Below are 18,478 nucleotides of genomic sequence, written 5' to 3'. Positions count from 1 at the left end.
GGAAACAGGGCACGTCCGTGGCATGTCGTACGTTCGAGGGGCGAGGGACACACGGGTCGTGAGAGCCCTGCGGGAAGAGGCGGAAGTCCTGCTCCCGCACGACCCGTCGGCGTAGCGTCGGCTGCACGCGTCCCCCTCACCCCGCTGCCACCGACCTCGACGCGCGGCAGCCTGCCAACCAGTACACCCACCAGGACCGGCGAACCACGTGAGCTCCTCTTCCTCCACCAGGCGCCTGTCGCACCCCCAGGTGCGACAGGGGAACCGTGGCGCTTACCGACTGGTGCGTACCCCGCCGACCCGGCCGGCTCCCCCTCACCTGGACGCGCCACAGCGCTCGGTGGTTGACCATGGGGCCGGACCGCTGCTCGTCCTCGCAGGTCCCGGCACCGGAAAGACCACCACCCTCGTGGAGTCCGTCGCGGCCCGGATCGCCCGGGGAGGTGACCCCGCGCGGATCCTCGTGCTGACGTTCAGCCGCAAGGCCGCCGTCGAACTGCGCGACCGCATGGCACTGCGCATCGGCGCCGCCCGCGCGCCCCGGGCGACCACCTTCCACTCGTTCTGCTACGCCCTGGTCCGCGCCCACCAGGACAGCGACCTGTTCGTCGAGCCCCTACGGCTGCTGTCCGGCCCCGAGCAGGACGTCGCCGTACGCGAACTGCTCGCCGGCCAGCCCGACCTGGAGCGGCTCGGCCTCGTGCATGTGCGCTGGCCGGACGAGCTGCGGGCCTGCCTGACCACCCGCGGTTTCGCCGACGAGGTCCGCGCGGTCCTCGCCCGCAGCCGCGAACTCGGCCTGGACCCCGCGGCCCTGGACGCCTTCGCCCACCGCATCGGCCGCCCCGACTGGCGGGCCGCCGCCGCCTTCCTCGCCGAGTACCTAGACGTACTCGACCTCCAAGGAGTGCTCGACTACGCGGAACTGGTCCACCGCGCGGTGCTTCTCGCCCACCGCCCCGAGGTCGCCGAACGGCTAGCCGCCCAGTACGACGCCGTGTTCGTGGACGAGTACCAGGACACCGACCCGGCCCAGGTACGACTGCTGCACGCCCTGGCCGGCGGTGGCCGCACCCTCGTCGCCTTCGGCGACCCCGACCAGTCGATCTACACGTTCCGGGGCGCCGACGTGAACGGCATCCTGGACTTCCCGAGCGCCTTCCCGCGCGCGGACGGCAGTCCCGCTCCCGTAGAGGTGCTCCGGACCTCCCGCCGCTCCGGCGCCACCCTGCTGACCGCCACCCGCCTGCTGACCCAGCGCATGCCGCTGACCAGGCTCCCGGCGCAGAAGGTGCGCGCCCACCGCGAGCTGTCCCCGGTGCGCGACGGCGGACGCGTCGAGGTGTACACGTACCCGACCCCCGGCACGGAACTGGACAACATCGCCGACATCCTCCGGAGGGCACACCTGGAGGACGGCGTCCCCTGGAACGACATGGCCGTCCTGGTGCGCGCCGGCTCCCGGACGATCCCCACGGTCCGCCGCGCCCTCACCGCGGCCGGCGTCCCCCTGGACATCGACGGCGACGACCTCCCCCTGCGCCACGAACCGGCGGTGGCCCCCCTGCTGACGGCGCTGCGCGCGGTCGCCACGGCCGAGGCCTCGGGGCACACCGAGGACGACGCAGGGACCGTAGGGGACGATCCCGCGGAGGACGGCGCAGAGGCCGTAGCGGATGATCCCGCGGAGCAGCTCGCCCCCGCTCCCTCCTGGCTCGACACGGAAACCGCCCTCACCCTGCTCGCCTCGCCCCTCGCCGCCATGGACGCCGCCGATCTGCGCCGCCTGGGGCGGGCGCTGCGCGAGGAGGAGCGGGCCGGTGGCAACCCTGTGCCGCCGCCCTCCGACGTGCTGCTCGCGCGGGCGCTCGCCGAGCCGGAGCGGCTGGTCGCGCACGACCCCACGTACGCGCGGGGAGCCCAGCGTCTGGGCGCGCTGCTGCGCAAGGCACGCGAGCGCCTGGCGGGCGGCGGTACGGCCGAGGAGGCGCTCTGGGACCTCTGGCAGGGCACCCCCTGGCCCGGGCGCCTGGAGCGGGCCACCCTGCGCGGCGGCGCGGCCGGGCGCAACGCGGACCGGGACCTGGACGCCGTCTGCGCGCTGTTCGCGACCGCGGCCCGCGCGGAGGAGCGCACCGGGGGCCGCGGCGCCCTCAACTTCCTGGAGGAGATCGACGCCGAGGACATCGCCGCCGACACCCTCACCCGACGCGCCGTACGCCCCGACGCCGTACGCCTGATGACCGCGCACCGCTCCAAGGGCCTGGAGTGGCGCGTGGTCGTCGTGGCCGGAGTCCAGGAGGGCCTGTGGCCGGACCTGCGCCGCCGCGGCTCGCTCCTGGAGGCGGACCGCATCGGCCGCGACGGACTCGCCGAACCACTCACCCCGGGAGCCCTGCTCGCCGAGGAACGCCGCCTCTTCTACGTCGCCGCCACGCGCGCGCGTGAACGCCTCGTCGTCACCGCGGTGAAGGCTCCCGCGGACGACGGCGACCAGCCGTCCCGCTTCCTCACCGAACTCGGCGTCGAGCCCAAGGACGTCACAGGGCGCCCGCGCCGCCCGCTGTCCGTCGCCGCACTGGTCGCCGAGTTGCGCGCCACGACCGTCGACCCGCGCGTGTCCGACACCCTGAGGGAGGCCGCCGCGCGGAGGCTGGCCCGGCTGGCCGCGCTCGCCGACGAGGACGGCCGCCCGCTGGTCCCGTCCGCTCACCCGTACCGCTGGTGGGGCATGTTCGAGCCGACCGAGAGCAAGGTGCCGCTGCGGGACCGCGACCAGCCCGTCGTGCTCTCCGGGAGCGCCCTCGACCAGCTCGCCAACACCTGTGCCCTGCAATGGTTCCTGGGCCGCGAGGTGAAGGCCGACGCCCCCGCGACCGCAGCCCAGGGCTTCGGGAACGTGGTGCACGTCCTCGCCGACGAGGTCGCCTCCGGCCGCACCCCCGCCGACCTGGCCGTCCTCATGGAGCGGCTCGACACCGTGTGGAACGCGCTCGCCTTCGACGCGCCCTGGAAGTCGGCCCAGGAGAAGGACAACGCGCGCGTGGCGCTCGAACGCTTCCTGAAGTGGCACGTCGACTCCAACAGCCTCCGCGCGGGCCGTACTCCGGTCGCCAGCGAGCACGACTTCGACGTCACCCTCGAAGCGGGCGACTACGAAGTGCGCATCCGCGGTTCCATGGACCGCGTCGAGACGGACGGCGAGGGGCGCGCCTACGTCGTCGACTTCAAGACCGGCAAACAGACGCCGACGGCCCGCGAGGTAGAGCGTCACCCCCAGCTCGCGGTCTACCAACTCGCCGTCCAGGAAGGCGCCGTGGACGACGCCTTCGACGGCGTGCGCCCCGAACCGGGCGGCGCCGAACTCGTCCAGCTGCGCCAGGGCGCCGCCGTGCGGGACGGCGGCGAGACCCTGCCCAAGGTGCAGGCCCAGGAGCCCCTGGAGGGGGAGTGGGCCGGTGAACTGCTGGCCACGGCCGCGGGCAAGGTTCTCGACGAACGGTTCACGCCGAAGGCCGGCCAGCACTGCGCGCACTGCGCGTTCCGGGCCTCGTGCAGCGCGCGGCCCGAGGGGCGGCACGTGGTCGAGTAGCGCGCGTGACACATTGCACCACCTGTGCTGACCTGCGCTTCTTCTTCCCCCGAGGGCGATTGGTCCTCGACTGTCAGTGGCCGCCGCTAGCCTCTCCGACATGCCCGCCCGTATCACCGATCCCGATCAGCTCAAGGAGCTCCTCGGCATCCCCTTCACCCCGGAGCAGACGGCCTGCATCATCGCGCCGCCCGCCCCGCAGGTGATCGTGGCCGGAGCCGGGTCGGGCAAGACGACGGTGATGGCGGCCCGCGTGGTGTGGCTGGTCGGCACCGGCCAGGTCGCCCCCGAGCAGGTCCTCGGCCTGACCTTCACCAACAAGGCCGCCGGTGAACTCGCCGAGCGCGTCCGCAAAGCGCTCATCAGGGCTGGGGTGACGGACCCCGACGTCATCGACCCGGACAACCCCCCGGGTGAGCCGGTGATCTCGACGTACCACGCCTTCGCGGGCCGCCTGCTGACCGACCACGGCCTGCGCATCGGCCTCGAACCGACGGCCCGCCTGCTCGCCGACGCCACCCGCTTCCAGCTCGCCGCGCGCGTGCTGCGCGAAGCCCCCGGCCCCTACCCGGCGCTCACCCGCTCCTTCCCGGACCTCGTCAGCGACCTCCTCACCCTTGACGGCGAGCTGGCCGAACACCTCGTACGGCCCGAGGACTTGCGCGCGTACGACGCCGAGCTGCTGGGCGCCCTGGAGGGCGTCCGACTCAGCAACCCCGAGCTGCGCAAGGTCCCCGAGGCGGCCGCCGCCCGCCATGAACTCACCGAACTGGTGAGCCGCTACCGGATCGCCAAGCGCGAGAGAGATCTGCTCGACTTCGGCGACCAGATCGCCCTGTCCGCGACCCTGGCACGCACCCGCCCCGAGGTCGGCGAGATCCTGCGCGACGAGTTCCGGGTGGTGCTGCTCGACGAGTACCAGGACACCTCGGTCGCCCAACGCATCCTCCTGGCAGGCCTGTTCGGCTCCGGCACGGGGCACCCGGTGACCGCCGTCGGCGACCCCTGCCAGGCGATCTACGGCTGGCGCGGCGCGTCCGTCGCCAACCTCGACGACTTCCCCGAGCACTTCGCGCACGCCGACGGCCGCCTCGCCGCCCGCCAGGCGCTCAGCGAGAACCGCCGCAGCGGTGGCCGCCTCCTCGACCTCGCCAACGGCCTCGCGGAGCCCCTGCGCGCCATGCACGCGGGCGTGGAGGCCCTCCGCCCGGCCCCCGGCGCCGAGCGCGACGGCATGGTGCGCTGTGCGCTGCTGCCCACCCACGCCGAGGAGATCGACTGGCTCGCCGACTCCATCGCCCACCTCGTACGGACCGGGAAGACGCCCGGTGAGATCGCCGTCCTGTGCCGCACGGCCACCGACTTCGCCGAGATCCAGGGCGCCCTGGTGGCCCGCGACATCCCCGTCGAGGTGGTCGGCCTCTCCGGGCTGCTGAACCTGCCCGAGGTCGCCGACCTCGTCGCCGTCTGCGAAGTCCTCCAGGACCCCGGCGCCAACGCCTCCCTGGTCCGGCTGCTGACCGGCCCGCGCTGGCGCATCGGCCCCCGCGACCTCGCCCTCCTGGGACGACGCGCCCGACTCCTCGTGGCCCACGCGCGCGTGGGGGCCGACGACGACCCTGACCGCAGGCTCGCCGAGGCCGTCGAGGGGGTCGACCCCTCCGAGGTGATATCGCTGGCCGACGCCCTCGACACGTTCCTGGAGACACCCCTCTACGGCTCCGACGGCGCCGGGGACGACGACGGGCTGCCCTTCTCACCGGACGCGCGCGTGCGCTTCGCCCGCCTGGCCACCGAACTGCGCGATCTGCGGCGATCCTTGTCCGACCCCCTGATGGACGTCCTGCACCGCGTCCTGGCCGTCACCGGCTTGGAGGTCGAACTCGCCGCGTCCCCGCACGCGTTGGCCGCCCGTCGCCGCGAGACCCTGTCGAACTTCCTGGACGTCGCCGCCTCCTTCGCCGCGGGTGACGGCGAGGCGACCCTGCTCGCCTTCCTCGGCTTCCTGCGCACCGCCGCCCAGTACGAGAAGGGCCTCGACAACGCCCTGCCCGGCGGCGAGAACACCGTCAAGGTCCTCACCGCGCACAAGTCCAAGGGCCTGGAGTGGGACGTCGTGGCCGTCCCCGGCCTGGTCACCGGCACCTTCCCCAGCAGCCAGGGCCGCGAGAAATGGACCGCCCAGGGCAAGGTTCTCCCGCACGCGCTGCGCGGCGACACCGCCACCCTGCCCGACGTCGCCTCCTGGGACTCCAAGGGCATGAAGGCCTTCCACGAGGCCATGAAGGACCACCAGCACACCGAGGAACTCCGCCTCGGCTACGTCACCTTCACCCGCCCCCGCTCCCTGCTGCTCGGCTCCGGCCACTGGTGGGGCCCCACCCAGAAGAAGCGCCGGGGACCGTCCGACTTCCTCCAAGCCCTCTACGACCACTCCTCGGCCGGGTACGGCGAGATCGAGGCCTGGGCGGACGAACCCGAGGAGGGCGAGGAGAACCCCGCCCTGCAGACCGCCACCGTCGACCAGGCCTGGCCACTGCCGTTGGACGACACGGCGATGGCCCACCGCCACAAGGCCGCCAAGCTGGTCATGGACCACTTGGAGCGCCTCGCCTCCCACGTCGAGAGCCACCCCGCGGCCACCCACGACCCGGACGCGCACGACGACCCGGACTGGCCTCCGCCACCGGAGGACGAAGAGCCGCCCTACGACGAGTCCCCCTACGACGAGCCCCTCTACGAGGAAACTCCACACGACGCCGAAGAAGGCCTCCCGGAGGACGACCCCGCCGACTGGGACGCCTGGACCACGGACCGCCCGACCGTCCCCCACCAGGCGACGCCCCCGGACCCCGCCGACCACTCCGGCGCGCCGGGGGACGCCCGCCCGCACCCCACCGAACCACCCGGCACCCGCCTCACCCCCGAGGAAGCCCGCGCCATCGCCTCCTGGGACCGCGACCTCGACGCGCTCACCGGTGAACTCCTGCGCGCCCGCCGAGGCGTCACCGACGTCCCCCTGCCGGCCTCCCTGACCGCCACCCAGCTGCTGCACCTGGCCGCCGACCCGGACGGGCTCGCGCGGGAACTCGCGCGCCCCATGCCGCGCCCTCCGCAACCCGCCGCACGTCGAGGCACCCGCTTCCACGCCTGGGTGGAATCACGCTTCGAAGAGCTGACCCTGCCCATGCTGGAGCCGGAGGAACTGCCCGGCAGCGAGGCCGAGATCGCCGACGAGCGAGATCTGGAAGCACTCAAGGACGCCTTCGAACGCACCGAGTACGCCCAGCGCACGCCCTACCGCGTCGAGACCCCCTTCCAGCTCTCGATCGCAGGCCGCGTCGTACGGGGCCGTATCGACGCCGTCTACAAGGAGGGCGACGGCGACGAGGCGACGTACGAGATCCTCGACTGGAAGACCAGCACCACCCGCACCGCCGACCCGCTCCAGCTCGCGATCTACCGGCTCGCCTGGGCCGAGCGGCAGGGCGTGCCGCTGGAAGCGGTCACGGCCGCCTTCCTGTACGTGCGCGGCGGCGAGGTCGTCCGGCCGGAGGGCCTCCCGGACCGGGCCGCCCTGGAACGGCTGCTGCTGGAGGAGCCGGGCGCACAGGTGGAATCAGCGGGCGCGCAAGGGGAGTAGCCGACCGCGCAAGCAAACTGTGAGGAACCGCCCACCGAGGATGTCAGTGCGGGCCGATAGGCTCGTGACCATGAGCCACACCGTTGACAGTGCCGTCAGCGCGGTCCGCACGTACATCGAGCAGCACCGCGCAGCCTTCCTCGACGACCTTGCCGAGTGGCTGCGCATCCCGTCGGTGTCGGCGCAGCCCGACCACGCGCCCGACGTCCGGCGCAGCGCGGACTGGCTCGCCGCCGCACTCCGGGAGACCGGCTTCCCGACCGTCGAGGTCTGGCCGACCCCGGGCGCACCCGCCGTCTTCGCCGAGTGGCCCTCCGACGACCCCGAAGCACCCACGGTCCTCGTCTACGGCCATCACGACGTACAGCCCGCCGCCCGCGAGGACGGCTGGGACAGCGAGCCCTTCGAGCCCGTCGTCCGTGGAAACCGCCTGTACGCGCGCGGGGCCGCCGACGACAAGGGCCAGGTGTTCTTCCACACACTCGGCGTCCGCGCCCACCTCGCCGCCACCGGTCGCACCGCCCCGGCCGTGCACCTGAAGCTGCTCGTCGAGGGCGAGGAGGAGTCCGGCTCCCCGCACTTCCGGGCACTCGTCGAGGAGCACGCCGACCGGCTCGCCGCCGACGCCGTGATCGTCTCCGACACCGGCATGTGGTCCGAGGACACCCCCACGGTGTGCACCGGCATGCGCGGCCTCGCCGAGTGCGAGATCCGGCTGCACGGCCCCGACCAGGACATCCACTCCGGCTCCTTCGGCGGCGCCGTGCCCAACCCGGCGACCGCCGCCGCCCGCCTCGTCGCCGCACTGCACGACGAGCACGCACGCGTGGCGGTCCCCGGCTTCTACGACGGCATCGTCGAACTCACCGAGCAGGAGCGCGAGCTCTTCGCCGAGCTGCCCTTCGACGAGCGGGAGTGGCTGCGCACCGCCAGGTCCTACGCCACCCACGGAGAGGCCGGACACACCACCCTGGAGCGCATCTGGGCCCGCCCCACCGCCGAGGTCAACGGCATCGGCGGCGGCTACCAGGGCGCGGGCAGCAAGACGATCATCCCGTCCTCGGCCATGGTGAAGCTCTCCTTCCGGCTGGTCGCGGGCCAGGACCCCGACCACATCGAGAAGGTCGTCCGCGACTGGGCCGCCCGGCAGGTGCCCGACGGCATCCGCCAGGAGATTGAGTTCAGCGCGGCCACACGCCCGTGCCTGACCCCGCTGGACCACCCGGCGCTGCAGTCCGTCGCCCGCGCCATGGCCATCGCCTTCGAGAAACCGGTCCTCTTCACCCGCGAGGGCGGCTCCGGACCGGCCGCCGACCTCCAGGAAGTCCTCGGGGCACCCGTCCTCTTCCTGGGCATCTCCGTCCCCTCCGACGGCTGGCACGCTCCGAACGAGAAGGTCGAACTGGACCTCCTCCTCAAGGGCGTCGAAACCACCGCCCACCTGTGGGGAGACCTCGCCGACACCTGGCGCCACGCGCCCTGACGAACCACGCGATCCGGAACGGCGACGCGCGCGAGGCACACTGGAAGAACCGCCCCGCACACCCGTCCCCGCCGGACCCGGTCGCCTCCTGCCGTACGTCCCGCTGAACCGCCCGCCGAAACAATCCGCATTGCCGGGGGAGTTGGAAGCACCCGTGACCACCTGGACCGACCACACAGCCGACCGACCCATCTCGCTCACCGCCCCGAGCGGCATCGACCGAGCCGCCCACCACCGGCTCGACGAGGCCTGGCTCGCGGCGGCGTGGAGCCACCCCACCACCCGTTGCTTCGTGGTCTCCGGCGGCCAGGTCCTCATCGACGAGACGCCCGACGGCAGCACCGAGCTCGTCATGACCCCGTCCTTCGAGGCCCCCCTCACCGAGGCCCACCGCTACTTCCTGGGCACCGACGACGACGGCGTCAGCTATTTCGCCCTCCAGAAGGACGCGCTGCCCGGCCGTATCGACCAGTCGGCACGGGCGGCGGGCCTGCGCGAGGCGGGCCTGCTGCTGTCTCCCCGGGACGTGGGCCTGATGGTGCACGCGGTCGCCCTGGAGAATTGGCAGCGCCTGCACCGCTTCTGCTCCCGCTGCGGCGAGCGCACGGTGATCGCCGCGGCTGGCCACATCCGCCGCTGCCCGGCCTGCGGAGCCGAGCACTACCCGCGCACCGACCCCGCCGTGATCATGGCGGTCACCGACGAGGAGGACCGCATCCTGCTGGGCCGCCAGGTCCACTGGCCCGAGGGTCGCTTCTCGACGCTGGCCGGTTTCGTGGAGCCCGGCGAGTCCATCGAGCAGTCGGTGCGCCGCGAGGTCTTCGAGGAGGCCGGCATCACCGTCGGCCACGTCGAGTACGTCGCCAGCCAGCCCTGGCCCTTCCCGTCCAGCCTCATGCTCGGCTTCATGGCCCGCGCCACCTCGACGGAGATCAACGTCGACGGCGACGAGATCCACGAGGCCCGCTGGTTCTCCCGCGAGGAACTGCGCGCGGCCTTCGAGTCCGAAGAGGTGCTGCCGCCCTACGGCATCTCGATCGCGGCCCGGCTGATCGAGCTCTGGTACGGCAAGCCGCTGCCGACGAGGACTTTCGTCTGAGGCCGACAAGCGGAAGCAGACGGCAAGACAGACAGCAAGAAGGCGGCCCCTGAAGTATCAGGGGCCGCCTTCTGCGGAGCCGCGTGCGGCGATCGTCGATCAGGCGCCGACCTTCTGCTTGACCTGGGCCAGCGAAGGGTTCGTGAGCGTCGAACCATCGGCGAACAGCAAGGTCGGGACCGTCTGATTCCCGCCATTCGCCTTCTCGACGAACGCCGCGGAATCCGGGTCCAGCTCGATGTTGACCTCGTTGTACGCGATGCCCTCGCGGTCCATCTGGCTCTTCAGCCGACGGCAGTAACCGCACCAGGTGGTGCTGTACATCGTCACGGTGCCCGACATTCTCTCGCGCTCCTCAACAGCTCAGGGAATAGGTCCTCGCAGAGGAGGAAACGTACGCGACGCACCCGCCATTCCCGCCGGGGGTATCCCACGGGACGTGACGCCTGCCGCATTAGTACGACTGCGGGTGCCTCCCTGTGGACAACCGGCTCACCCGTCTCCGGCGACCTGGCAGCATGGCCGTGTGACAGCAGCAACGCACTCCCCCCTCTTCCCGCAGGTACCGGACTCGGCCGACGCGGTGCTCGAAGGGCTCGACCCCGAGCAGCGCGAGGTGGCGACCGCCCTGCGCGGTCCGGTGTGCGTGCTGGCGGGTGCCGGCACGGGCAAGACCCGGGCGATCACCCACCGCATCGCCTACGGGGTGCGCGCCGGGGTCCTGCAGTCCTCCAGCGTGCTGGCCGTCACCTTCACCAACCGCGCCGCCGGGGAGATGCGGGGCCGACTGCGTCAACTCGGTGCCACGGGAGTGCAGGCACGTACGTTCCACTCGGCCGCCCTGCGTCAGCTCCAGTACTTCTGGCCGAAAGCGATCGGTGGCAGCATTCCCCGGCTCGTCGACCGCAAGATCCAGCTCGTCGCCGACGCGGCGGCGGCCTGCCGCATCCGACTCGACCGCGGTGAACTGCGGGACGTCACCGCCGAGATCGAGTGGTCCAAGGTCACCCAGACCGTCCCCTCCGACTACGCGGCCGCGGCGGCCAAGGCGGGCCGCGACGTCCCCCGCGCCCCCGCCGAGATCGCCCAGCTCTACGCCGCCTACGAGGACGTCAAACGCGACCGCGCGGTCATCGACTTCGAAGACGTCCTGCTGCTGACCGTCGCCGTCCTCCAGGACCGGCACGACATCGCCGAACAGGTCCGCTCGCAGTACCAGCACTTCGTGGTCGACGAGTACCAGGACGTCAGCCCGCTCCAACAGCGCCTTCTGGAGCTGTGGCTCGGTGATCGCGACAATCTGTGCGTCGTCGGCGACGCCAGCCAGACGATCTACTCGTTCACCGGGGCGACCCCCGACCACCTCCTCGACTTCCGCACCCGCCACCCCGGTGCCACCGTCGTCAAGCTGGTCCGCGACTACCGCTCCACGCCCCAGGTCGTGCACCTCGCCAACGGGCTGCTCTCCCAGGCCAGAGGCCGGGCCGCCGATCACCGACTGGAGCTGATCTCCCAGCGCGCCGCGGGTCCCGAGCCCGTCTACGCCGACTACACCGACGAGCCCGCCGAGGCCGAGGGTGCCGCGCGCCGCATCCGTGACCTGATGGCAGCGGGCGTGCCGGCGAGCGAGATCGCGATCCTGTTCCGCACGAACTCCCAGTCCGAGACCTATGAACAGGCCCTCGCCGACGCCGGAGTTCCCTACCAACTGCGCGGTGCCGAGCGGTTCTTCGACCGCCCCGAGGTCCGCAAGGCCGGTGTCGCCCTGCGCGGTGCGGCCCGCTTCGGCGGCAACGACTCCCTCCTCGACGACGTCGTCGACCTGCCCTCCCAGGTCCGTGCCGTCCTCTCCGGCGAGGGCTGGACCACCGAGCCACCGGCCGGCTCCGGAGCCGTCAGAGAGCGCTGGGAGTCCCTGGCCGCCCTGGTCAACCTCGCCCAGGACTTCGCCACGGCCAGACCCGGAGCCACCCTCGCCGACCTGGTCGCCGAACTCGACGAGCGGGCGAACGCCCAGCACGCCCCGACCGTCCAGGGCGTCACCCTCGCCTCCCTGCACTCGGCCAAGGGCCTGGAGTGGGACGTCGTCTTCCTGGTCGGCGTCGCCGAGGGCATGATGCCGATCTCCTACGCGAAGACCGACGAACAGATCGAGGAGGAGCGCCGCCTCCTGTACGTCGGAGTCACCCGCGCGAGGGAGCGGCTCCACGTCTCCTGGGCGCTCGCCCGCTCACCCGGCAGTCGTCCCAACCGCCGCCCCAGCCGCTTCCTGGACGGCCTGCGCCCCGGCTCGACCGGTGCCGCGGGCAGACCCGGCCTGGTCGCCCCCGGCGGCATCGAGCGCGGCTACACGGGCACCGGCCCCACAGCTGTCCCACGGCGGACACAGCGCACCGTGGCCCGCTGCCGGGTCTGCGGGCGCACGCTCACCGACGCCGGCGAGATGAAACTGATGCGCTGCGAGGACTGCCCCTCCGACATGGACGAGGGTCTCTACGAGCGGTTGCGGGAGTGGCGGGAGGTCCAGGCGCAGCGCAGCGGCCAGCCGGCGTTCTGCGTCTTCACCGACAAGACGCTGATGGCGATCGCCGAGACCGTCCCCGACGACGAGGGCGAACTCGCGCGGATCCCGGGCGTCGGAGTGCGCAAGCTCAACCGCTACGGGGCCGATGTCCTGGCCATCTGCGGCGGTCAGGAGCCTGCGGAGGGTGTCGCGGGGGACTGATGAAAACTCGTCGGAAAAATAGTTTGCGCATGCCCCAGCGATCCCCATAGGTTCTAAGCCACGGGAACAGAAGGCCTTCTCGGAGGCCCTGATTCCGTGATGTACTTGCATATCCGAAGGATCGGGCTCACCCCCGGTCCCCCGAGACGCCGAGAGGAGGCGATTCCAGTGATCAGCATCAACACCAGCTCCGCCAGCATCGTGAAAATGACCGATCCCTCGGTCGTCTCCCTGTGCATGCTCGGCGTTTCGAACCTGGGCACCGGTCTGTCCGGCATTTCTGCCGCCCGTCCGGCGTCCGCCCTGTCTCTCGCGGTTCTTCCCATCCGTGAGCGCAATGAGCGACCGACCAAGGCACTGGAAGCAGTAGGAGCACAGGCGCAGGCCTATGCCTTTGCGCCCGGTGCCGGAAGCCGGAAGCAGACGACGCAGCACCACCAGATGTGGGCCTTCCGTGGGCCAGAACCCTGGAGTGATCCAGCCTGATTGATCAGGCCGGCGCCTTCAGGGCCGCGGAACCCCATCCGGGATCCGCGGCCCTTCTGTTTGTCCCCGAACGGGGATGACGGAGCGAAGGGGCCTCGGGACAAGAAAAGAACCCGGTACCAAGCCGACACCCGGCCCAACAGGGCCGGACCGACCAGACGAGGAAGAACAACCGTGCAACTCGAAGCGCACGCCCCGTCCGTACCGCCTTCCGAAACGATCCCCCCGCCCGGCCTCACGGAGGACTCCACCTTGACTCCGCTCACTGCGCTCACCGCGCTCGACGACGCCATCGAGAACCTCGGCGTGCCCGTCCCCTGCCGTTCCTACGACCCGGAGGTCTTCTTCGCCGAGTCGCCGGCCGATGTCGAGTACGCCAAGTCCCTCTGCCGCACCTGCCCGCTGATCGAGGCCTGCCTCGCCGGCGCCAAGGAGCGGCGTGAGCCCTGGGGCGTCTGGGGTGGCGAGCTCTTCGTCCAGGGTGTCGTCGTGGCCCGCAAGCGGCCGCGTGGCCGTCCGCGCAAGAACCCGGTCACGGCATGAACACCATCTTCGGAACGATCGACCGCCCCCTCACGCACGACCCCAAGAAGCAGGCCCCGATGAAGCCGTCCACTCCCAGCGAGCCCGCGGGCTCCGCGATCCCAGACTTCACCACCACCGGTGCGACCGAGTCGCGCCAGAACAGGACCCGAGAGATGCAACTCATCCCAGAAGCCCTGGCCCGTGCGCATATGCACGAGCGCCTGCAGGAGGCCGAGCGGGAACGGCAGGTCACCCACCTGCTGGTCGCTCGCCGGATGCAGCGCAGGGCCGAGCGTGCCTCGATGCGCGCCCGCCGTGCGCTCGCCGTGGCCGTCATGCAGTAATCGATCACACCTGAAGCGGTGGCCTCCCCAGCCGGGGAGGCGAATGCTCCCCGCGGGGGCCGGTCCGTCCGAACGGACCGGCCCCCGCGGTGCGTTCTACCTCGATCCCCGGCCGCGGCGATATCGTCGCCGGGTGACGAGTCGTCCCGGAGGCAGTGACACCAGCGCCTCCACCGCGGAGCCCCGACCCCTTGTGTGCGCCCGCTGCGGCACCCGGTCCGAAGGCCCGCAACCCACCTGGACCTGTTCCGTGGAGAATGGAACCCGGCACTACTTCTGCGACACCTGCGCCAGGGAGAACCTCAGGGCGATCGAGGGACGGCTGGACTCCGACTGGTGGTAGGCCGCACTCGCGCCCGTCTTCGCGGTGGGGCTCAGGCCTCCGCCGCCGGTTCCTCCTCGTACTCGTCCGGATCCTCCGGCACGAACCCCGGCAGCCACTCCTCCAGCTCTTCGCGCAGCCGCACCGTCGCACCCAACTGACACAGAACGCCGATTGTGCTCAATGTCACTCGGTGTATCAGGAGGTACGCCGGAGGCAGGTTGAGCTGCTTGCCCAACTGGTGGGCGGGGGAACGGGGATCGGCGATCCGGGCGGCCTGACTGCGCATCCAGCCGCGGGTGAAGGTGAACTCGTCGACCTGGGCCGGCTCGATGATCGGCACCAGGTAGTCGAGGACGGCGTCCGGGTCCAGCTCTATCGAGTCCTTGACGAAGCCCTCCGTGCACAGCAGTTCGTAGACCGCCTCGGCGTCGCCGTCGAGTGTCATGCGCAGGGAATCGCCGATGGGGGTCGGCAGACCACCGGGGAGCCGGTCGACCGTGCCGAAGTCCAGGACGCCCAGGCGCCAGTCGCCCTTGCCGTCCGGGTCGGCGGGCAGCAGACGGAAGTTGCCCGGATGCGGGTCCGCGTGGAGCAGACCCGTACGGGCCGGTCCGGAGAAGAGGAAGCGGGCCAGGAGCTGGCCTGCCCGGTCGCGCTGCTCCTGGGTGCCGCCGGAGATCACCTCCGACAGGGGAATCCCGTCGATCCACTCCGTGACCAGAACCTGGTCGCACTGGTGGACCACCGCGGGCACCACCACGTCCGGGTCGCCCTCGAACTCCTCCGCGTGCACCTGCTGGGCCTGCGCCTCCAGGCCGTAGTCCAGTTCCTCGGAGACCCGGTCGCGGAGTTCGGCGATGAGGGGCTTGATGTCCATCCCGGGGATGAGCGGGCCCAACAGGCGGGCGAAACGGCTCAGTTGGGTCAGGTCGGACAGGAGGGCCTCGCCGGCGCCCGGGTACTGCACCTTGACCGCGACCTCACGGCCGTCGTGCCACACCGCCCGGTGCACCTGGCCGATCGACGCCGCGGCCGACGGCTTGTCCTCGAACTCCGCGAACAACTCGCGCCAGTCCTCGCCGAGCCGCTCCGCCAGCACGCCGTGCACGGTGCGCGTCGGCATCGGCGGCGCCGCCTCCTGGAGCTTGGTCAGCGCGGCACGGTAGGGACCGGCGACCTCCTCGGGCAGCGCCGACTCGAAGACGGACAGCGCCTGCCCGAACTTCATCGCCCCGCCCTTGAGCTCGCCGAGCACCTTGAACAGCTGCTCCGCCGTGCGCTGTTGGAGCTCACGGCTGACGATCTCCGCGGACTCGCCCACGATCCGTTTCCCGAGCCCCCACGTGGCTCTCCCGGCGAAGCCGAGCGGGAGCGCGGCGAGCTTGGCGGTACGGGTGACCGCCTTGCGGGGAAGATCAGACATGCGCCCTCCAAGTCCCAGCCGGCCGGGCCGAGTCTGCCTTACGGCGCACATCCCTCGACGGCCGGTCCTCTGCCATTGTCGCGTGTCGATCCTCGTCCGTAGAGGTGTGTCCCTCCTTACCTTTCTCCGGCTCCTTTTCCGCGGCTCCGCAAGGGCATGCGGAATGCGCCCAGACCGGACGCGCGTGCCAGTGCAGACCGGGTAGCGAGACCTCCCACCGCGCGCCCGCGCTCGACGGCGACCGCCCGTCCAGGAAGGCGAGCGCGTGCGTGGCCGCCAGCCCGGCGACGGTCGTGGCCAGCGCCAGATCGCACGGCCGCACCCGGGGCTGCCTGCCGGAACGCCACTGCGCGACCAGCCTGGGCCAGGTCGGATCCCGGTCGGTGCGCGCGTGATGCAGACAGCCCGCGCACGCCGACTCGCCCGGCAGCACCAGCGGGCCGACTGTTCCCGTGCCCTCCACGACACCGGCGTACAGATGAGGGGTCCCCGAGGCGATCAGGTCGGCGGCGGCCGACGGATCCGGCGCGTGCACGGCGACGTCGTCGCGCGGGGCGAGGACCACCAGGGAGAAACCGGGTTCGCCCTCCTCCCGCGCGCTCCCTGCGGTTCGGCGCGGCGACCGGTCCGGGGCCGCCCGGCGCACCGCCCGCCGCGCCGACTCGTCCCGGCGCTCGCCGACGGCCTCGGCGGGCAGCCCGCCCGGAGCGACGTCCCAGGGCTCGGTGTCACCGCCGTCGCGCACATCGACCTCGCCGATCCCCGCGCCCGACAACAGCGCGGCCAGCACCGCGCCCACCCGGCCCGCGCCTCTCACCTGCACGCGCAGTTCGCGACGCGCCGCCAGTCGGGCCATCGCCGCGCCCGGCTCGCCGGTCGTCAGGGAGAGCGAGGCGAGGTCCGGGCGCAGCCGGTCCAGGACGTTCTTCTTCGCGCGGAGCGCGTCGGCCGCGGGACCGCCGCCTTTCGCGTCGTCGAGCAGGCCAGCGTGCGTGAGCCCTTTCACCAGCTGGTCGACATGACCGTCGGGCAGATCCATCCGCCGGCCCTCTTCGCGCAGCAGCGGCAGTCCGCGCGTGCCGTTGATCAGGTCCAGGAAACTGCCCGTCGCCGTGTCCATCGGGCCGAGCGTCATCGCGTGCGCCGGTGTCATCCCGAACTGCACGGTGTTGAGATCACGCCAGCCGCGCCGCAGCGCGGGCTTCACCATCGGATGCATGACAGGCCCCCGTAGCCGTAGGAAGTACGTCCCGTGTGCCGGTGGAGCTGGTCGGTGCTCCGCCGGTGGTGCCAGAGTGCCCGGCCGGGCCGTCGGCCGCCGAAAGTTGTCCACAGGCGGTGGGGATTCGTCGTACGAATCAAACGCTTGGTGGGGGATCGACACCGAAACCGTCCCGGAGTCGGGACTTCCCGCGTGTGCAGAGGGTAACGTCATGGCGTGCCCGCCGACCCACTGCACAGCGCCGGAAAACCACAGCGCAGTACGACGAGCCAGCCGCCAAGCGGCTCGGGGGCGAGCGCGATCGAGGTACGCAGGAGTGCGCGTCGGCGCAGAACCGTCTCCGCGTACCGCGAGGGCGATCGCACCGTCGTGCTGATCCCCGCCCGCATGTCCGAGGCGGAGGAGAAGCGCTGGGTCACCGTCATGCTCGACAAGCTGGCCGCCCAGGAAAGCAAACGCGTGCTCGGCGACACGGAGCTGGCCGAGCGCGCCGAGCGCCTGTCGGCCCAGTACTTCGACGGCCGTGCCCGGCCCACCTCGGTGCGCTGGGTCACCAACCAGAACACGCGCTGGGGATCCTGCACGCCCTCCGAGGGCAGCATCCGGCTCTCCCACCGGCTTCAGGGCATGCCCGAGTACGTCGTCGACTACGTGCTGCTGCACGAGCTCGCGCATCTCCTGGTGCCCGGACACGGGCCGCGTTTCTGGCGGCTCCTGGAGGCGTATCCGCGCACCGAGCGGGCCAAGGGATACCTCGAAGGCGTGGTCGCGGCCGAGCGACTGCCCCATCCGCCGGGCGCCCGCGAGGAGTGACCGTCCCCTGTGGGGGATTGTGTACCGGCTCTGTACCGACTTACTCCGGTGTCGGAGATTGCCGTTAGCCTGACGCGACGCACATCGCATCGGGATGGGGGACGGTCGTTACGCATGGCCAGGGAATTCCAACGCGGCCACAAGGCCAAGATCAGTGACCTCACCGCGGGCACCGATCTGTACGTAGGCGTACAGATCACCGGCCCCGGACTCACGTTCGACATCAGCTGCTTCGGTCTCGACGCCGAGGAGCGGCTCTCGGACGACCGGTACTTCGTGTTCTTCAACCAGCCGAAGTCCCCCGAGGAGTCCATCCAGCTCCTGGGTGCCCAGGCGGGCGACGCCGAGTCCTTCCGGGTCACGCTCGACAAGATCCCGCCGCAGATCCACAAGCTGGCGTTCACGGCCACGCTCGACGGCGCCGGACAGATGTCCCAGATCGCCCCCGGGTACGTCCGGATCGTCGCGGGCGGCGAGGAAGTGGCCCGCTACTCGTTCAACGGTTCGGAGTTCACCACCGAGCGGGCCGTGATGCTGGGCGACTTCTATCTGAAGGACGTCTGGCGGTTCGCCGCCGTCGGCCAGGGCTTCGACGGTGGCCTCGAAGCGCTGCTGAAGAACTTCGGCGGCGAGGTCATGGAGGAGGAGGCCCCGGCCGCGCCGCAGCCGCAGTCCGGCGCCGCCCCGGGCTTCGCCCCGCCCCCGGGGACCTCCGCGCCGCCCGCGTTCGGCGCCCCGCCCGCACCGGCCCCCGCGCCGGGCTTCACGCCCCCGCCGGCCCCGGCGCGGGGGCCGGTG

14 protein-coding genes are annotated in these 18,478 nt (G+C 71.8%); 11 read left to right on the top strand and 3 right to left on the bottom strand.

Translation table 11 applies throughout. The annotated features are described in order from the left end of the window. The first annotated feature begins 208 nt into the window (after positions 1-208). From JHN45_RS32540 to nudC, 4 genes are all read left to right on the top strand, one after another. Positions 209-3,592, top strand: coding sequence for an ATP-dependent DNA helicase (locus JHN45_RS32540; RefSeq protein WP_201052439.1), 3,384 nt, complete (start codon positions 209-211; stop codon positions 3,590-3,592). Between the two features lie 100 nt (positions 3,593-3,692). Beyond that, entirely contained in the window at positions 3,693-7,235 is a 3,543-nt protein-coding gene (locus tag JHN45_RS32535) for an ATP-dependent DNA helicase (RefSeq protein WP_201052437.1), read from the top strand. A gap of 70 nt (positions 7,236-7,305) precedes the next feature. Then, a complete protein-coding gene (locus JHN45_RS32530; protein ID WP_201052434.1) occupies positions 7,306-8,718 on the top strand; it encodes a dipeptidase in 1,413 nt (470 codons plus the stop codon). Between the two features lie 154 nt (positions 8,719-8,872). Then, complete coding sequence (gene nudC / locus JHN45_RS32525; protein WP_200715740.1) at positions 8,873-9,817, top strand: NAD(+) diphosphatase; 945 nt, start codon at positions 8,873-8,875, stop codon at positions 9,815-9,817. Between the two features lie 99 nt (positions 9,818-9,916). Here the strand turns inward: nudC and JHN45_RS32520 are convergent, their stop codons facing one another. After that, complete coding sequence (locus tag JHN45_RS32520; protein ID WP_019072117.1) at positions 9,917-10,159, bottom strand: mycoredoxin; 243 nt, start codon at positions 10,157-10,159, stop codon at positions 9,917-9,919. Positions 10,160-10,343: 184 nt separating this feature from the next. Between JHN45_RS32520 and JHN45_RS32515 the strand changes: the two genes are divergently transcribed. From JHN45_RS32515 to JHN45_RS54485, 5 genes are all read left to right on the top strand, one after another. Further along, positions 10,344-12,542: an ATP-dependent DNA helicase UvrD2 gene (locus JHN45_RS32515; RefSeq protein WP_201052432.1), complete on the top strand. Its 2,199-nt coding sequence runs from the start codon at positions 10,344-10,346 to the stop codon at positions 12,540-12,542. Positions 12,543-12,710: 168 nt separating this feature from the next. Then, positions 12,711-13,028 (top strand): hypothetical protein, encoded by a 318-nt coding sequence (locus JHN45_RS32510; RefSeq protein ID WP_200715742.1) that lies wholly within the window; start codon positions 12,711-12,713, stop codon positions 13,026-13,028. Between the two features lie 174 nt (positions 13,029-13,202). Next, positions 13,203-13,571, top strand: coding sequence for a WhiB family transcriptional regulator (locus tag JHN45_RS32505; protein ID WP_019072119.1), 369 nt, complete (start codon positions 13,203-13,205; stop codon positions 13,569-13,571). Next, on the top strand, positions 13,568-13,897 hold the full coding sequence (locus JHN45_RS32500; RefSeq protein WP_201052430.1) for a hypothetical protein: 330 nt from the start codon (positions 13,568-13,570) through the stop codon (positions 13,895-13,897). Before JHN45_RS32505 ends, JHN45_RS32500 begins: the two co-directional genes overlap by 4 nt. 133 nt (positions 13,898-14,030) lie before the next feature. After that, on the top strand, positions 14,031-14,240 hold the full coding sequence (locus JHN45_RS54485; RefSeq protein WP_200715744.1) for a hypothetical protein: 210 nt from the start codon (positions 14,031-14,033) through the stop codon (positions 14,238-14,240). Between the two features lie 31 nt (positions 14,241-14,271). Here the strand turns inward: JHN45_RS54485 and JHN45_RS32490 are convergent, their stop codons facing one another. Both JHN45_RS32490 and JHN45_RS32485 read right to left on the bottom strand, forming a co-directional pair. Further along, positions 14,272-15,645, bottom strand: a complete 1,374-nt coding sequence (locus tag JHN45_RS32490) for an AarF/ABC1/UbiB kinase family protein (protein ID WP_201052428.1) — start codon at positions 15,643-15,645, stop codon at positions 14,272-14,274. Continuing rightward, positions 15,638-16,864: a ThiF family adenylyltransferase gene (locus JHN45_RS32485; RefSeq protein WP_201052426.1), complete on the bottom strand. Its 1,227-nt coding sequence runs from the start codon at positions 16,862-16,864 to the stop codon at positions 15,638-15,640. Before JHN45_RS32485 ends, JHN45_RS32490 begins: the two co-directional genes overlap by 8 nt. Before the next feature lie 219 nt (positions 16,865-17,083). On the opposite strand from JHN45_RS32485, the gene JHN45_RS32480 reads away from it, so the two are divergent. Continuing rightward, positions 17,084-17,680 (top strand): M48 family metallopeptidase, encoded by a 597-nt coding sequence (locus tag JHN45_RS32480; RefSeq protein WP_201052424.1) that lies wholly within the window; start codon positions 17,084-17,086, stop codon positions 17,678-17,680. 114 nt (positions 17,681-17,794) lie between these two features. Then, a partial coding sequence (locus tag JHN45_RS32475; RefSeq protein WP_201052422.1) for a TerD family protein occupies positions 17,795-18,478 on the top strand: 684 nt, incomplete at its 3' end.

The organism is Streptomyces sp. MBT53, assembly GCF_016654115.1.
GTDB lineage: Bacteria > Actinomycetota > Actinomycetes > Streptomycetales > Streptomycetaceae > Streptomyces.
The sequence above is the reverse complement of the archived record's forward strand: the minus strand, read 5'-3'. Positions and strand labels throughout refer to the sequence as shown.

Excerpts from the sequence above, each read along its gene's own strand:
- JHN45_RS32535 (WP_201052437.1), top strand. The coding sequence starts at position 3,693 with ATGCCCGCCCGTATCACCGATCCCGATCAGCTCAAGGAGCTCCTCGGC.
- JHN45_RS32530 (WP_201052434.1), top strand. The coding sequence starts at position 7,306 with ATGAGCCACACCGTTGACAGTGCCGTCAGCGCGGTCCGCACGTACATC.
- JHN45_RS32520 (WP_019072117.1), bottom strand. The coding sequence starts at position 10,159 with ATGTCGGGCACCGTGACGATGTACAGCACCACCTGGTGCGGTTACTGC.
- JHN45_RS32500 (WP_201052430.1), top strand. The coding sequence starts at position 13,568 with ATGAACACCATCTTCGGAACGATCGACCGCCCCCTCACGCACGACCCC.
- JHN45_RS32490 (WP_201052428.1), bottom strand. The coding sequence starts at position 15,645 with ATGTCTGATCTTCCCCGCAAGGCGGTCACCCGTACCGCCAAGCTCGCC.
- JHN45_RS32485 (WP_201052426.1), bottom strand. The coding sequence starts at position 16,864 with ATGCATCCGATGGTGAAGCCCGCGCTGCGGCGCGGCTGGCGTGATCTC.